Genomic DNA, 15,373 nt, shown 5'->3' with positions numbered 1-15,373 from the left:
ATCGTGCCGCGCTCCTGACGGAGGCAGCCGCCCGGCCAATCCCCAACGGGACAGGAGAAGTTCCATGCTCAAGCGAACCAGCATCGTGACCGCGGTCGGTGCGGCGGCGGCGGCCGTGGCCCTGGCGGCCCCCTCGGCGATGGCCGGCCCCTCGGCGGTCTGGACCGTCACCCCCACCGGCAACTTCAGCGCGACGGCCGGAGTGACGACCCTCACCGACAACATCGGTAACGCGATCAAGTGCACCACGGCATCCGCCTCGGGCAACATACCCACCTCGCCCACGGCGGGACCGCAGATCGCCTCGATCACCGCGGCGGCGTTCAACGCGCCCTGCACCGGCCCCTTCAGCAGCACCTGGACGATCAGCACGACCATGCCCTGGGCGCTCAACGCCACCTCGTACGCCACGGGCGGAACCAACGGAACGGGTGTGGCCACCGGCAACATCAGCGCCATCAAGGCCACGGTCAGCGGTTCCAGCGTGCTGGGCGCCTGCACCTTCAACGTGACCGGATCGGTCAACGCCAAGTACAACAACCCGTCCGCCGGCGGCTCCAACGGGACGCTCGCCGTCGCCCCCGCCGCCACCAGCCCGCTGCTGCTCACCATCAGCGGCAAGACCGGCCCCGGCTGCGGCATCGTCGGAGCGACGGCGACCTTCAAGGGCGACTACACCGTGGTCAGCGCCGCCGGAGGCTCCCCGGTCGTCAAGTACAGCTGATTCCGGGGCGGGTGGCTGATCCCACCCGCCGCGGACGGCCCGGCCCGCTCTGCGGCCGGGCCGTCCGTCATCCCCGGTGCGCGGTGACCGGCAGGGCCCCGCCGGGGAGTTGCCACCATCTGGCAACCGCCGCACACCCGCGCGCCGGGAGACGGTACGGCGCGCCCCGGCTGCTTCCCAAGAGGCGGGGCCGCGCGTACCGTACCGCCGAGTAGGCCGGTCGGCGCGCACCGCGGAGCGGGCGGCCCGTCGCTGCCCCGTACCCCACCTCACCCGAAGGGCAGGAAACCATGGCAGCCCGAATGCGTCGGACGACGCGTCACTCCTCCAGATTCGCCGCGGGCGGTCTGCTGATCGCCGCCGCGACCTTCCTGCCGGCCGCGGGATCACAGGCGCAGACACGGGAGCTGGAGGCCCCGGTCGACTACACCTGCCAGTTCCCCTCCGGCACCTACGCGATGACCGCCGTGCTCACGGGCCGCATCCCGGCGGGCGGGCCCGCGGGCCGGCCGCTGGAGCCGCAGGACATAGCCGTCGGCCTGGATCTGCCCAGTCCCGTCGTCGCGGAACTCGCCGCTCTCGGGGCCGGTTCGGTCTCCGCGCGCGCGGACCTGACGGTGCTGCACTCCCAGGGGGAGGAGACCGCCACGGCCGACTGGTCCGGGCTGTCGGCACCCGCCCAGGACATCACCGGCGAGGAGGAGGTGGCGATCGAGGTCTCGGGCCCCGTCCCCACCGCGACGTTCCCGTCGGCCGGGCCCGCCACCCTGTCGGCGGGGGACCTGAAGTTCTCCCTCCAGCCCCTCCGGGCGGACGGGGCCGCCACGGAACCCGGGGTGATCGAGGCCGCGTGCACACCGGCGGACGGCACGGACACCGCTCTGGCCACCGTCGTCATCCGCGGCGGAGAGGGCGCGGAGCCGGTGAGCCCGGCGGACCCGGCGGCCCCGGTGGAACCCACGGAGCCCGCGGCACCGTCCGATCCCGGACGGGCCGAGCCCGGCGCGCCGGTGATCGAGGGGAAACTGCCACCCGGTACCAGGGAGAAGCTGGAGGCCGCGCGCCGTGAGGCGAAGGCGCTCGACGAAGCCCCCGAGCCCTGCCCGTTCCCCCCGATCCCGCTCCCCTCTCCCGCCGAGACCTACGTGGCGGGCTACGCCAACGCGGAGAAGATGCGCGGGGCGGCCCGGCTCGGCCCGGCCCTCCTCAAGGTCACCCTCATGAAGGAGTACATCCCCGACCCGTGCACGAGCACCTTCAAGGTCAAGAGCGAAGCCGACTTCGAGTACGAGGGACGCCGGCAGCTCCCCCCGGCGAAGGCCACCTTCCTCACCTACGGCTTCATGCCGACCACGGCGACCATGGAACTGATCCAGGTCGGCCCGCCCGCCCGGATCGAGTCCGTCAGCGTCACCAGTGACCCCACCATGCCCGAGTACACGACCGTCACGGCCGAGTTCGAGATGAGGATCAGCGACGTCGAGATCAACGGCGTCCCCCTCGACGTGGGACCCGACTGCCGTACCGTCAAGCCGATCAAGCAGACCCTCAACGCCTTCGGCACGGGCAACCCGCCCTCGGGCTACACCGTCAACCGGGGCGGGAGCATGGACGGCGAGACCTACATACCGGCCTTCACCGGCTGCGGCGTCGGCGAGGACGTGTCCTCCCTGCTCACCTCCTCCGTCTCCGGCGGAGGGAACTACATCAAGATGACGCAGGCGCCGCTGTGCGTCATCGCCGACACCACCAGCCCGGACTGCCCGGCGAAGAAGCCCACACCGGAGCGCTGAAACCCCCCGGACCGGCCGGTGCCCCCGTTCCCCACGGAACGCGGGGGCACCGGCCGGTTCCGCCTTTTCCGAGCAGAACAGTCCCTCGGACCGCGCCGCCCCTCCTCGCGCGATGACAAAGGCTGCCCGCCGATCCGCCGGCGAGGAGAGCGTTTCTGCTCAACAAGAGACAACCCCCGGCCGTCGCATGCTCACCCGATCACAAAAGACCGAGCCTCCCGGTATCGGCTTGCGTAATTCTTTGTGAGCGGTATTGCGCAGTCAGGTTACTCACCCGTAGCGTCCCGCCTGAGCGGCTCGGAAACGCGTCCGTACCTGCTCGTCCGACGTATACGGAGTCCTGGTCGCGCCCCCCTTGAGCCTGGATTCCCCCGGGAGTCGCCCGGCCCCGCACCTTCGACTCCGGGGCCGGTGCTCCCGCCGTCGGGCCCCACGGGCCGGTCCTCCCGGGACGTGGGACCCGGCTCGCACACGGAGCACTTGCGCAGTATCCGACAAAGCCGCGGCGCGACTTTGTCACTCGGTGACAAGTGATCCACCCGAAGATCCAAGTCCGACGATTTCCGCTGTTCAACGGCTTGTCCCGGCGGTTTCGACGGACATACCGTGCGCCTCCTGGTGCACGGGTGACGAGCAGCTGCCTGATTCGCCGGAGCCGGAGCGCCGAATGATGACATCGTTCACCACCCTTTCGAAGGAGGGCCGATGGGAATCGAAGTAGTCGTCGAAGGCCTGACGAAGTCCTTCGGTAAACAGAACATCTGGCAGGATGTCAGCCTGACACTGCCGGCCGGTGAGGTGAGCGTGATGCTCGGTCCTTCCGGAACAGGGAAGACCGTGTTCCTGAAATCCATCATCGGACTGCTGAAGCCGGAACAGGGCCGTGTGCTCATCAACGGCGTCGACATGGTGAACAGCCCGGAGAAGGACATCATGGAGACCCGGAAACTCTTCGGTCTCATGTTCCAGGACGGGGCCCTCTTCGGCTCGATGTCGCTCTTCGACAACATCGCCTTCCCCTTGCGTGAACACACCCGCAAGAAGGAATCCGAGATCCGCCGCATCGTCATGGAACGCATCGACATCGTCGGACTGCTCGGCGCGGAGGGGAAACTGCCCGGCGAGATATCCGGCGGTATGCGCAAGCGCGCCGGCCTCGCCCGCGCCCTCGTCCTGGACCCGCAGATCATCCTCTGCGACGAACCGGACTCCGGACTCGACCCGGTCCGCACCGCCTACCTCTCGCAGCTCCTCATCGACCTCAACGCCCAGATCGACGCGACGATGCTCATCGTCACCCACAACCTCGACATCGCGGCCACCGTCCCGGACAACATGGGCATGCTCTTCTGCCGCAACCTGGTCACCTTCGGGCCCCGCGAGGTGCTGCTCACCAGCGACACGCCCGTGGTCTCCCAGTTCCTCGCCGGGCGCCGCGAAGGCCCCATCGGGATGTCCGAGGAGAAGGACGCGGCGACGCTGGCCGCCGAGCAGACCATCGGCGCGGGCCCTCCCCTTCGCCTCCGGGCCGCGCACCGTCGTACCGCAGCTGGAACCCTCCCCCGGGCTGCCGGTGCGCCAGGGGGCGGTACGGCGCCGGGAGCGGGTCCTGTCGATGATGGGCCAGCTGCCCGAGGCCGCCCGCGCGGCCATCATGAACAGCTACAGCCCCGCCCCGGGCGGTGGACGCCCATGACGGCCCCGCTGCCGGTGCGGCCGCCCGAGCCGCCCCCCACGAACCCGCCGGCCCCGAAGACGGCGGGGGTGAAGCCCCCGTCGCGCCTGCTGGCCCCGCTGCGCCAGACCGGGCAGCTGTTCGCGCTGGCCCTGGCCGTCCTGCGGGCCGTCTTCCGCCGGCCTTTCCAGGTACGGGAGTTCATCGAGCAGTTCTGGTTCGTGGCGAGCGTCACGATCCTGCCCGCGGCCCTCGTCTCCATCCCGTTCGGCGCGGTCATCGCCCTCCAGGTCGGCTCGCTCACCGAGCAGCTCGGCGCCCAGTCCTTCACCGGCGGCGCCAGCGTCCTCGCCGTCATCCAGCAGGCCAGCCCGCTCATCGTGGCCCTGCTGATCGCCGGTGCGGCCGGCTCCGCGATCTGCGCCGACCTCGGTTCACGGAAGATCCGCGAGGAACTCGACGCCATGGAGGTCATGGGCGTCTCGCCGATCCAGCGGCTCGTCGTGCCCCGTGTCCTGGCCACCATGTTCGTCGCGGTCATGCTCAACGGGCTGATCTCGGTCGTCGGCACCCTCGGCGGCTACTTCTTCAACGTCATCATGCAGGGCGGCACCCCCGGCGCCTACCTCGCCAGCTTCTCCGCCCTGGCCCAGCTGCCCGACCTGTACATCGGTGAACTCAAGGCGCTCATCTTCGGGTTCATCGCAGGGATCGTCGCCGCCTACCGCGGACTCAACCCGCGCGGCGGCCCGAAGGGCGTCGGCGACGCGGTCAACCAGTCCGTCGTCATCACCTTCATGCTCCTGTTCGCCGTCAACATGATCATGACGGCGGTCTACCTCCAGATCGTCCCCCCGAAGGGGGGCTGAGCGATGTCGATGCTCGGCTGGCTGGACCGCTCCGGCGAACAGCTCACCTTCTACGTACGCGCCCTGATCTGGATCCCGCGGACCCTGCGCCGCTATCTGAAGGAGGTGCAGCGGCTGCTGGCCGAGGTCGCCTTCGGCAGCGGCGGCCTCGGTGTCATCGGCGGCACCATCGGCGTGATGATCGCGATGACCCTGGCCACCGGCTCGGTCGTCGGCCTCCAGGGGTACGCCGCCCTCGACCAGATCGGCACCTCCGCCTTCACCGGCTTCATCTCCGCCTACTTCAACACCCGGGAGATCGCCCCGCTCGTCGCCGGACTCGCCCTCTCCGCCACCGTCGGCGCCGGGTTCACCGCCCAGCTCGGCGCGATGCGGATCAACGAGGAGGTCGACGCACTGGAGGCGATGGGCATACGGTCCATGCCCTACCTGGTCACCACCCGCATCATCGCCGGGGTCGTCGCGATCATCCCGCTGTACGCGATCGGACTGCTCTCCTCCTACCTCGCCTCCCGTTACATCACCGTCCTGTTCAACGGGCAGTCGGCGGGGACCTACGACCACTACTTCAATCTCTTCCTCTCCCCGGACGACGTGCTGCTGTCGGTGCTCAAGGTGCTGATCTTCAGCGTGCTGGTGATCCTCGCCCACTGCTACTACGGCTTCCACGCCACCGGCGGCCCCGCCGGGGTCGGTGTGGCCGTGGGCCGCTCGGTGCGCAACGCCATCGTGCTCATCAGCGTCACCGACTTCTTCCTCTCGCTCGCCATCTGGGGTGCGACGACAACGGTGAAGGTGGCCGGCTGATGACTTCCCCGAAAGCGCAGAAGGCGCGCCGCAGACTCGCCGGTGCGGCCTTCGTCCTCGTGCCGGTGGTCCTCGTGTGGGTGTCGGTCTCGGTGTACGAGAAGGACTTCACCGAGGTGGCCACCGTGACCGTACGCACCGGCAGCGTCGGCAACGAGATGCACGACAACGCCGAGGTGAAACTGCGCGGCGTCGTGATCGGACACGTGACGGACATCCGGGCGGACGGGGACGGGGCACGGCTGACCCTCGCCATCGAACCGGACCGGATCGGCCAGGTCCCGGCGGACGTCACCGCCCAGATGCTGCCGACCACCCTCTTCGGGGAGCGGTTCGTCGCCCTCGTGCCCCCCGCCGTCCCCTCCGCGCGGCCCCTGAGCGCCGGCGCGGTCATCCCGCAGGACCGCTCCAGCAACGCCATCGAGCTGGAAGAGGTCCTCGACAACGTCCTGCCGATGCTGACCGCCGTCAAGCCGGAGAAGCTCTCCGCCACCCTCGGCGCCGTGTCCCAGGCGCTCCGGGGGCGCGGCGACAAGCTGGGCGACACCCTGGTCACCCTCGACGCGCACCTGAAGGAGTTCAACCCGCAACTCCCCACGCTCAACGAGGACATCAAGCAGCTCGTCAAGGTGAGCCACCTCTACGCCGACGCCGCCCCCGACGTCCTGGACGCGCTCACCGACTTCACCACCACCAGCGGGACCGTCGCCGAGCAGCAGGCCGGACTCGCCTCCCTGTACGGCTCCACCACCGCCTCCGCCAACGACGTCACCGCGTTCCTGCGGAAGAACAAGGACAACCTCATCCGCCTCTCCGCCTCCGGACGGCCGACCCTCGAACTCCTCGCGGAGTACTCCGACGCCTTCCCCTGCACCCTGCGCACCATGGCCGGGTTCGTCCCCGCCATGGACAAGGCGCTCGGCAAGGGCACCGGCGCACCCGGCCTCCACGTCACCGTCAAGACCGTGGAGTCCAAGGGCAAGTACGTGGCCGGGAAGGACACCCCGGTCTACGGCTCGACCGGCGGCCCGCACTGCTACTCGGTGCCGTACACCGGCAGGACGGTCCCGACCGCCGACGTGCGCACCGCGCCCGTCACCGCGCCGAAGGACACCCGAAAGGCCCCGGAGGCCGGGGAACCCGCCGTGGACGACGGCGCCCTCGGCCTGCCGAACTCCCCGCAGGAGAGCCGGCTCGTCAACGAACTCGTCGCCCCCTCACTGAAAGTCCAGCCGCAGTCCCTGCCCGACTGGAGCAGCGTGCTCATCGGTCCGGCCTTCCGCGGTGCGGAGGTGAAGCTCAAGTGAAGCGCCGCTCCCTCGCGGGACCGCTCGCGAAATCCCTCGTCTTCGTCGTGGTGACCGCCCTGGCCACCACCGTCCTCGCCCTGTCCATCGCCAACACCGGTGTCGGCGACACCACCACCTACAAGGCGAGGTTCGCCGACGCCACCGGACTCGTCGTCGGCGACAGCGTCCGGGTCGCCGGGGTCAAGATCGGACAGGTCGAGTCCATCCGGGTCGCCGACCGGCGGGAGGCCGAGGTCGCCTTCGCCGTCCGCGAGGGCCGCGACCTGCCCGCCTCGGTGACCGCCTCGATCAAGTACCTCAACATGGTCGGCCAGCGCTACATCGACCTGGACCAGGGCGCCGGACCCGTCGGCGAGACCTTCGGAGCGGGGGAGACCATCCCGCTGGAACGCACCACCCCGGCCCTCGACCTCACCCAGCTCTTCAACGGCTTCCAGCCGCTCTTCGAAGGGCTCTCCCCGCCGGACGTCAACCAGCTCGCGGGATCCATCGTGCAGGTCCTCCAGGGAGAGGGCGGCACCGTCGACAGCATCCTCTCCCACGTCGGATCGCTGACCGGCACCGTAGCGGCCAAGGACAAGGTGATCGGCGAGGTGATCAAGAACCTCAACACGGTCCTGAAGACCGTCAACGACCGCGAGGCGGGCTTCAACGACCTCGTCGTCACCCTTCAGGAACTGGTCACCGGCTTCTCCGGCGACCGCGAACCGCTCGGTGAGGCGGTCACCGCGATGGGCGCGCTGACCACCGTCACCGCCGACCTCCTCGACGACGGCCGCGCGCCGCTCAAGAAGGACATCGCCGAACTCGGCCGGCTCAGCGAGCAGCTCGGCGAGAACACGCCCGCGATCGAGAACTTCCTGGAGAAGACCCCCGCCAAGATGGAGGCCATCACCCGCCTCACCTCCTACGGCTCGTGGCTCAACCTCTACCTCTGCGAGGCGAAGGTCGCCGGTGTCACGGCCGACGACGGCAGCGCCCCGCCCACCGGCGTCACCATCGGCGGATCGAGGTGCTCGGGATGAGGACCAAGCCCGTACGGGAACGCAACCCCGTCGTCGTCGGCACCGCCGGACTCGTCGTCCTGGCCCTCCTCGGCCTCGCCGCCTACCGCGCCGACGCGCTGCCCCTCATCGGCGGCGGCACCTCCTACAGCGCCGACTTCACCGAGTCCGCCGGACTGGAGGACGGCGACGAGGTACGCATCGCCGGCGTGAAGGTCGGCGAGGTCACCGGGGTGTCCCTCGACGGCGACGAGGTCAAGGTGGACTTCACGGTGAAGGACGCCTGGATCGGTGACTCCTCCACCGTCGGCATCGCCATCAAGACCCTCCTGGGCGAGAAGTACCTCGCCGTCGACCCGCTCGGCGACGGACCCCAGGACCCGGACTCCCGCATCACGTCGAGCCGCACCACCTCCCCGTACGACGTCACCCAGGCGTTCACCGGGCTCGGCGAGACCATCGAGGAGATCGACACCGCACAGCTCGCACAGAGCTTCGAGACCATCTCGGAGACCTTCAAGGACTCCCCGCCCGACGTACGCAGCGCCGCCGAGGGGCTCTCCGCGCTGTCGAGGACGGTCTCCGAACGCGACGCCCAGCTCGCCACCCTCCTCAAGGGCAGCAAGCAGCTCACCAGGACCCTCGCCACCAGGAAGAGCAGCTTCGAGACCCTGCTGGAGGACGGCAACCTGCTCCTCGGCGAGATCCAGGCCCGCCGCGACTCCATCCACCTCCTGCTCACCGGCACCCGCGACCTCGGCACCCAGCTCACCGGGCTCGTCTCCGACAACGACAAGCAGCTCAAGCCCACCCTGGACGCGCTGAGCCGCGTCACCGGAGTGCTGGTGAAGAACCGCAAGAGCCTGGACAAGGTGCTCTCCATGGCCGGCACCTACAACCGGCTCGTCGGCAACACCCTCGGCAACGGCCGCTGGTTCGACAACTACGTCTGCGGTGTCGTCCCGAAGAACTACCTGCCCGAGGACACGGAGCCGGGGAACGACTGCATGCCGCCGAAACAGGGGGGCCGCTGACATGAGACGCACCCGCATCACCGGCATCGGCGCCGGACTGGCCGTCGTGGCCGTGGCCGCCACCTCCGGGGTGATGGCCACGGAACAGGAAGGCACCGTCATCACCGCGTACTTCGACCGGGCCACCGGTGTCTACCCGGGCTCCGACCTGCGCATCCTCGGAGTCAAGGTCGGCACCGTCGAATCGGTCAAGCCGCGTGGCGAGGAGGTCCGCGTCACGCTCCGGCTCGACCGGGGGGTGGACGTCCCCGAAGACGCGCACGCCGTCGTCGTCGCCCCCAGCCTCGTCGCCGACCGGTACGTCCAGCTCGCCCCCGCCTACACCGGCGGGGCACGGCTGGAGGCCGGAGCCGTCCTGCCCGCCGCGCGCAACGCCACCCCCGTCGAGGTCGACCAGCTCTACGCGTCGATCACCGAACTCTCCACGGCGCTCGGCCCCGAGGGCGCCAACGCCGACGGGGCGCTCTCCCGGCTCCTGGAGACCGGCGCGAAGAACCTCGACGGCAACGGCGAGGCGATCGGGGACTCCATCGAGCAGTTCGGGAAGGCGACGAAGACCCTGGACAAGTCCAGCGGCGACCTCTTCGACACGCTGTCCTACCTCCAGACCTTCACCACCATGCTGAAGGAGAACGACGGTGACGTACGCGCGGCCGAACAGCAGCTCAACACCGTCACCGGCTTCCTCGCCGACGACAAGGAGAACCTCAGCGCCGCGCTGAAGGAACTGGGCACCGCGCTCGGCCAGGTCAAGGGCTTCATCCAGAAGAACCGCGGCGCGCTGAAGAAGAACGTCGACCTGCTGGTCCCGCTCACCCAGACCCTCGTCGACCAGCGCGCCTCGCTCGCCGAGTCACTGGACACCCTGCCGCTGGCGGCGGGCAACGTGCTCAACGCCTACGACCCGGCCAACCGCACCCTCAACGGGCGGACGAACCTCAACGAACTCTCCATGGGCGGACCGCTCCTGGACCCCGAGGCCGAGAGCCCCGGCCTGGAAGGACTGGCCCCCGTCGACACGGGCCGGCTCAAGTCCCTGCCCGTCCTGCCGCTGCCGGCCGTCGGCACCGTCTACGGCACGCCGGACGACACCGGATCCGGCTCCCGGAAGAAGAAGGAGGCGGACCGATGAGCCGCGCCCTGCGCAGGCCCGGGGCCCGCGCGACCACCGGCCTCGTGGCCCTGGCCGCCGCCGGCGTCGGCCTCGCGCTCGTCGTCACCGGCGTGGACCTGCCGGAGTTCACCGGAATCGACCAGCTGCCGCTGCCCGGCGGCGCCGACCTCGGCGACCACCCGTACGAGATCACCGCCGAGTTCGGGGACGTGCTCAGCCTCTCCCCGCAGTCCTCCGTCAAGGTCAACGACGTGGCCGTCGGCCGGGTCACCCGGATCACCCTCGCCCCCGACGGCTGGACCGCCAAGGTCACCATGCGGGTCAACGGCGAGATCGACATGCCCGCCAACGCCTACGCCCACCTCGAACAGTCCAGTCTGCTGGGGGAGAAGTACGTCCAGCTCTCCGCGCCGGCCGAAGGCACCGCCCAGGGCTCCCTCTCCGACGGCGACCGGATCCCGCTCGACCGCACCAACCGCAACCCGGAGGTCGAGGAGGTCTTCGGCGCCCTGTCGATGCTGCTCAACGGAGGCGGCGTCGCCCAGCTGAAGACCATCACCACCGAACTCAACAAGGCGCTGGCCGGCCAGGAACCGCAGGTCCGCTCCATGCTGAACCGCGTCGACACCCTGGTCACCGACCTGGACGCGCACAAGGAGGACATCACCGACGCCCTCGACGGCGTCAACCGGCTCGCCGCCACCCTCGCCACCCGCAAACAGGAGGTCGGCACCGTCCTCACCGGACTCAGCCCCGGACTGAAGGTCCTGGAGGAGCAGCGCGGTTCGCTCATGACGATGCTCAGCTCCCTCGACACGCTCTCCGCCGTCGCCGTGGACACGGTCAACCGGAGCAAGGCCGACATGGTCGCCGACCTCAAGGCCCTCGCCCCCACCCTCAAGGCACTCGCCGACTCCGGGAAGGACCTCCCCGACTCCCTGCAGGTCCTGCTCACCTATCCCTTCACCGACGAGGTGCTGCGCGGAGTGAAGGGCGACTACCTCAACGTCTACCTCGACCTGACGGCCGCCCCCGGCACCCAGATCATCCCCGCGCTCATCCCGGGCAGCCCGACCCCCACCTACCCGCCCGCGCAGACCCCGCAGACGGCGGCACTGCCCCTGCCGCTCCCGTCGGTCACCGTCCCGGGCACATCCACGGACGTACCGTCCGGTACGGAGGGCACCCGCTGATGATCACAACCGCCACCCGGCTGAAGAACCTCGCCTTCCTCGTCATCGCGGTGCTCGTCCTCGGCTACCTGGGCATCCGCTACGCCGACCTCGGCCACTACATCGGCCTGCGCGGCTACTACACCGTCAAGGTCCAGCTCCCGCAGACCGGAGGGCTGTTCACCCACTCCAACGTCACCTACCGGGGCGTCTCCGTCGGCCGGGTCGGCCCCATCGAGCTCACCGACGACGGCGTCGAGGCCGAACTGCGCATCGAGAACGACGCCCCGCGCATCCCCGACAGCCTCCAGGCCGTCGTCGCCAGCCTCTCCGCGGTCGGCGAGCAGTACGTCGACCTGCGGCCCACCCGCGCCGACGGGCCCTTCCTGGAGAACGGCTCGGTCATCGACCAGGCCGACACCACCATTCCCGCGCCCGTCACCGACGTCCTCACCAGCGTCAACGCCCTGACCGGCTCCGTGGACACCGAGGCCCTGCGCACCGTCGTCGAGGAGTTCGGCGCGGCCTTCGAAGGGCGCGGCGACGACCTCCAGGTACTGCTGGACACCAGCAGCGAATTCGTCGACGCAGCCGACGAGGCCCTGCCCACCACCACGAAACTGATGGCGGACGGCGAACGGGTCCTGCGGACCCAGGCCGAACAGGGGCAGGCGCTCAAGGGCTTCGCCTCCGGTGCCGAACAGCTCGCCGCCGAACTCAAGTCCTCCGACGCCGACCTGCGCAAGCTGATCGCCGCCGCGCCCGGGGCCACCGCCCAGATCAGCGGACTGCTGCGCGACCTCGAACCCGGTTTCGGAGTCGTGGTCGCCAACCTCCTCACCACCTCCGAGGTGGCCGTCACCCGCCAACGCGGTCTGGAGGAACTGCTGGTCAAGGTTCCGGCGGTCGCGGCGGCCGGGGCGAGCATCATCGACTCCGACGGCAAGGCCCGCTTCGGGATGTCCGTCACCTTCTTCGAGCCGCTGCCCTGCACCGCAGGCTACGGCGGCACCACCTACCGTCCGGGCAAGGACCTCTCGCCCGCCCCCGCCGTCAACACCAAGGCCCGCTGCACCTCTTCACCCGGCACCGGCATCAACGTCCGGGGCAGCGCGAACGCCCCCAGGGGCGGCCCCGTGCCCGCCCCGGCCCGGCCGGGCTCCCTCCTCGCCGGTACCGACGGCACGGCACTGCCCGGCGCCCTCGGCGGCGGCGGAGCCCACCGGACCGGCGGCATGGCCGGCCTGCTGGGCCTGGGAGGCGGCGAGTGAACTCCCGTACGAAGACCCTGAGCGGCTGGGCCGCCCTGCTGGCCGCGGTGCTCGTCTGCGCACTGGGCGGCTGGTCGTACGCAAGCGCGCGCGGCGACGACACCCTGGCCTACGCCAAGGCCCGGGACACCGCCCTGCAGGACGGCGAGCGGTACCTCGCCCGCCTCACCAGCATGGACGGCAAGGACGCGGCGAGCGTGGAGTCCGGGCTGGCCGGCTGGCTCGACGCCTCCACCGGACCGCTGCGCGACCAGCTGAGGAAGAGCGCGGAGAAGGACGCCGCCGAACTCACCGAGTCCGGGACCACCGCCCGCGGAAAGGTCACCGACGCGGCGCTCACCGCCCTCGACGAGCGGGCCGGCACCGCGGCGCTGATCGCCACCGTCGATGTCGAGGTCACCCCGCGCGGCGGCACGGCCGGCACGGAACGCAAACGCTTCGAGGCGGCCCTGGCCCGCACCGGGGACGGCTGGAAGATCAAGGCACTGGACGCGATACCGGTCGGGAGCGGCGGATGACACAGCCCGGAGGGACCACGCTCGCGAACACCCCGGCGGACCCGGACGACGAGGAACCGGCTGCGGCGGCAGGGGCGGAAGAGACTCCGGAGACGGAGACGGAGACGGAGACGGAGACGGGGACGGGGACTGAGACGAGGGCGGAGGCGGGGGACGGCGCCGGGGAGCCGGACGCGCCCCGGCGCGCCCCGTGGGTACGCGCCCTCGTGGCGGTCCTCGTGGCCGCCCTGGTGGCAGCCGGCGCCGTGTTCTTCGTCCAGGCGCAGCGGCTCCGCGACACCCCGGCCACCTCCGACCGGGCCCTGACCGACACCGCCGCCACCACCCGCGTGGTCGGCGACGTCAGCAGCGCGCTGGGCAAGGTCTTCTCGTACAGCCCGCAGTCCACCGCCGCCACCAAGGCGACGGCGAAGCAGGTGCTCGCGGGCAAGGCGCTCCAGCAGTACGCGGCGCTGTTCGGCCAGGTCGAGCGGCAGGCGGCCGACCAGAAACTCACGCTCACCTCGCAGGTCGTCCGGGCCGGGGTCAGCCGGCTCGGGACCGACAGCGCCCACCTCCTGGTCTTCCTCGACCAGGTGTACGAGCGCGAGGGGAAGACCGCGACCACGGCGGCGGCCCAGCTCTCCGTCACCGCGCATCTGCGCGACGGGCACTGGGTCATCGTCGACATCACCACCAGGTAGGGGAGAGGCACCGGATGGCACGGGTACGGACGACACGGAACCCGCTGGTGGCAGCGGCGATCGTGCTGGCGGTCGCGGCGGCGGGCGCGGCCGGCTGGGGCGGCTGGTCCCACTACGACGCGGCCCATGACGACGCGGCGGCCTACGCCGAGGCCCGCGACGACGCGCTGGCGGCGGGGGAGCAGGCCGTGCAGAACATGAACACCCTCGACCACGCGCAGCTGGAGAAGGGGCTCGACAGCTGGGAGGACTCCACCACCGGCGACCTGCACCGCCAACTCGTCGACGGGCGGGACGCGTTCGTCGAGCAGATCCGGACCGCCAGGACCGTCAGCACCGCCGAGGTGCTGTCCGGTGCGGTGACCGAGCTGGACGACCGGGCCGGCAAGGCGGGGGTGATGGTGGCGCTGCGGGTCACGGTGACCGCGCCGGAGGGCGAACCGGCGGTGAAGGAGAGCCGGATGCTGGGGCAGCTCACCCGGACCTCACAGGGCTGGAAGCTCAGCGCCCTCGGCCAGGCACCCGTCGGCAACACGGCCGGCTGACCAGCACCCCTTCGGAGAGGACCCGTACATGTCGACGACCCGACACCTCGTCAACCGCCGCCGCAGGCTCGCCGTCGTCGCCGCGACGGCCGCCCCGCCGCGTGACACCGAGAGCCCGGCCGGCCCCGGGGCGGACCCGGCGGCGGACGCCGCGGGAGACCCGGCGGCGGACGCCGGGGGAGACCCGGGGGCGGGCCCCGGGACCGGAGCGGAACCGGAGACCCCGGCCGGCGAGGAGGGCGCGGCCCCCGGCGACAGCGACGGCGACGGCGGCGACCGGGGGAAGGAGGACGAGGAGGAGCCCGCCGCCGGCCCCCGCCGCCGGCTGCCCCGGCTGCGGATCCGGCTCCCCGCCCTGCTCTGCGCCGCCACCGTCCTCCTCGGGGCCTACGCCGCCTGGGCGTTCACCTCGGCCGCCGAGCTGCGCGAGGACCCCACCCGGCAGAACACCGCCCTCACCGACATCGGCCGGACCAGCGAGGTCAAGGGCCAGATCACCCAGGCGGTCGGCGCGGTGTTCTCGTACAACTACGCCTCGCCCGGGAAGGCGGACCTGGCCGCGCGGAAGCACCTGACGGGCAAGGCGGTCCAGCAGCACGAGGACATGCTGGCCGAGGTACGCGCGCAGGCGCCGAAGCAGAAGCTGGTGCTGACCACGACCGTCACCGAGAGCGGCGTCGAATTCCTGGACGGCGACCGGGCCCGGCTGCTGATCTTCGCGGACCAGAGCAACACCCGTACCGGCAAGGCGGAGGAGACGACGTACGCGGCGGCCATGTTCGCCGTGGACGCCGTCCGGCAGGGGGAGACCTGGCGGATCGCGGCCATCGACACGTTCACCCGCTGACCCGGGA

Annotated in this window: 14 protein-coding genes and 1 pseudogene; all 15 read left to right on the top strand. The window is 70.9% G+C overall.

Annotated elements, in window-relative coordinates:
• The first annotated feature begins 64 nt into the window (after positions 1-64).
• The 15 genes and pseudogenes from CP967_RS02630 to CP967_RS02560 all read left to right on the top strand — a co-directional run bounded on the left by CP967_RS02630 (position 65) and on the right by CP967_RS02560 (position 15,366).
• Complete coding sequence (locus CP967_RS02630) at positions 65-724, top strand: hypothetical protein (RefSeq protein WP_150486362.1); 660 nt, start codon at positions 65-67, stop codon at positions 722-724.
• Positions 725-1,014: 290 nt separating this feature from the next.
• Positions 1,015-2,517 carry a DUF6801 domain-containing protein gene (locus CP967_RS02625; protein ID WP_150486361.1) on the top strand — a complete coding sequence of 501 codons (1,503 nt, stop codon included), beginning with the start codon at positions 1,015-1,017 and terminating at the stop codon, positions 2,515-2,517.
• A 705-nt stretch (positions 2,518-3,222) separates the two neighbouring features.
• Positions 3,223-4,213 (top strand): annotated as a pseudogene (locus CP967_RS02620) (ABC transporter ATP-binding protein).
• The gene (locus tag CP967_RS02615; protein WP_150486360.1) at positions 4,210-5,061 is read left to right on the top strand and encodes an MlaE family ABC transporter permease; all 852 of its coding nucleotides are present in this window, start codon (positions 4,210-4,212) and stop codon (positions 5,059-5,061) included. Before CP967_RS02620 ends, CP967_RS02615 begins: the two are co-directional and overlap by 4 nt.
• Positions 5,062-5,064: 3 nt before the next feature.
• Positions 5,065-5,868 carry an MlaE family ABC transporter permease gene (locus tag CP967_RS02610; RefSeq protein ID WP_150486359.1) on the top strand — a complete coding sequence of 268 codons (804 nt, stop codon included), beginning with the start codon at positions 5,065-5,067 and terminating at the stop codon, positions 5,866-5,868.
• Complete coding sequence (locus CP967_RS02605) at positions 5,868-7,175, top strand: MCE family protein (protein WP_150486358.1); 1,308 nt, start codon at positions 5,868-5,870, stop codon at positions 7,173-7,175. Before CP967_RS02610 ends, CP967_RS02605 begins: the two co-directional genes overlap by 1 nt.
• On the top strand, positions 7,172-8,203 hold the full coding sequence (locus CP967_RS02600; protein WP_150486357.1) for an MCE family protein: 1,032 nt from the start codon (positions 7,172-7,174) through the stop codon (positions 8,201-8,203). The genes CP967_RS02605 and CP967_RS02600 overlap by 4 nt, the downstream gene beginning before the upstream one ends.
• Entirely contained in the window at positions 8,200-9,216 is a 1,017-nt protein-coding gene (locus tag CP967_RS02595; protein ID WP_150486356.1) for an MCE family protein, read from the top strand. Before CP967_RS02600 ends, CP967_RS02595 begins: the two co-directional genes overlap by 4 nt.
• Before the next feature lies 1 nt (position 9,217).
• Entirely contained in the window at positions 9,218-10,348 is a 1,131-nt protein-coding gene (locus CP967_RS02590; protein ID WP_150486355.1) for an MCE family protein, read from the top strand.
• The gene (locus CP967_RS02585; RefSeq protein WP_150486354.1) at positions 10,345-11,523 is read left to right on the top strand and encodes an MCE family protein; all 1,179 of its coding nucleotides are present in this window, start codon (positions 10,345-10,347) and stop codon (positions 11,521-11,523) included. The genes CP967_RS02590 and CP967_RS02585 overlap by 4 nt, the downstream gene beginning before the upstream one ends.
• Positions 11,523-12,773 carry an MCE family protein gene (locus tag CP967_RS02580; protein WP_150486353.1) on the top strand — a complete coding sequence of 417 codons (1,251 nt, stop codon included), beginning with the start codon at positions 11,523-11,525 and terminating at the stop codon, positions 12,771-12,773. The genes CP967_RS02585 and CP967_RS02580 overlap by 1 nt, the downstream gene beginning before the upstream one ends.
• A complete protein-coding gene (locus CP967_RS02575; protein WP_150486352.1) occupies positions 12,770-13,291 on the top strand; it encodes a hypothetical protein in 522 nt (173 codons plus the stop codon). The genes CP967_RS02580 and CP967_RS02575 overlap by 4 nt, the downstream gene beginning before the upstream one ends.
• Positions 13,288-13,974: a hypothetical protein gene (locus tag CP967_RS02570; RefSeq protein WP_150486351.1), complete on the top strand. Its 687-nt coding sequence runs from the start codon at positions 13,288-13,290 to the stop codon at positions 13,972-13,974. The genes CP967_RS02575 and CP967_RS02570 overlap by 4 nt, the downstream gene beginning before the upstream one ends.
• A gap of 47 nt (positions 13,975-14,021) precedes the next feature.
• Entirely contained in the window at positions 14,022-14,519 is a 498-nt protein-coding gene (locus tag CP967_RS02565; RefSeq protein ID WP_190175376.1) for a nuclear transport factor 2 family protein, read from the top strand.
• Positions 14,520-14,547: 28 nt separating this feature from the next.
• Positions 14,548-15,366 carry a hypothetical protein gene (locus CP967_RS02560; RefSeq protein ID WP_150486349.1) on the top strand — a complete coding sequence of 273 codons (819 nt, stop codon included), beginning with the start codon at positions 14,548-14,550 and terminating at the stop codon, positions 15,364-15,366.
• Positions 15,367-15,373 lie beyond the last annotated feature (7 nt).

This window comes from Streptomyces nitrosporeus (assembly GCF_008704555.1).
Classification (GTDB): Bacteria; Actinomycetota; Actinomycetes; order Streptomycetales; family Streptomycetaceae; genus Streptomyces; species Streptomyces nitrosporeus.
This window is presented reverse-complemented; position numbering and strand designations above follow the sequence as displayed.

What these genes read in the sequence shown, in the direction of transcription:
- CP967_RS02630 (WP_150486362.1), top strand. Translation starts at nt 65, where the DNA reads ATGCTCAAGCGAACCAGCATCGTGACCGCGGTCGGTGCGGCGGCGGCG.
- CP967_RS02625 (WP_150486361.1), top strand. Translation starts at nt 1,015, where the DNA reads ATGGCAGCCCGAATGCGTCGGACGACGCGTCACTCCTCCAGATTCGCC.
- CP967_RS02615 (WP_150486360.1), top strand. Translation starts at nt 4,210, where the DNA reads ATGACGGCCCCGCTGCCGGTGCGGCCGCCCGAGCCGCCCCCCACGAAC.
- CP967_RS02610 (WP_150486359.1), top strand. Translation starts at nt 5,065, where the DNA reads ATGTCGATGCTCGGCTGGCTGGACCGCTCCGGCGAACAGCTCACCTTC.
- CP967_RS02605 (WP_150486358.1), top strand. Translation starts at nt 5,868, where the DNA reads ATGACTTCCCCGAAAGCGCAGAAGGCGCGCCGCAGACTCGCCGGTGCG.
- CP967_RS02595 (WP_150486356.1), top strand. Translation starts at nt 8,200, where the DNA reads ATGAGGACCAAGCCCGTACGGGAACGCAACCCCGTCGTCGTCGGCACC.
- CP967_RS02590 (WP_150486355.1), top strand. Translation starts at nt 9,218, where the DNA reads ATGAGACGCACCCGCATCACCGGCATCGGCGCCGGACTGGCCGTCGTG.
- CP967_RS02585 (WP_150486354.1), top strand. Translation starts at nt 10,345, where the DNA reads ATGAGCCGCGCCCTGCGCAGGCCCGGGGCCCGCGCGACCACCGGCCTC.
- CP967_RS02580 (WP_150486353.1), top strand. Translation starts at nt 11,523, where the DNA reads ATGATCACAACCGCCACCCGGCTGAAGAACCTCGCCTTCCTCGTCATC.
- CP967_RS02570 (WP_150486351.1), top strand. Translation starts at nt 13,288, where the DNA reads ATGACACAGCCCGGAGGGACCACGCTCGCGAACACCCCGGCGGACCCG.
- CP967_RS02560 (WP_150486349.1), top strand. Translation starts at nt 14,548, where the DNA reads ATGTCGACGACCCGACACCTCGTCAACCGCCGCCGCAGGCTCGCCGTC.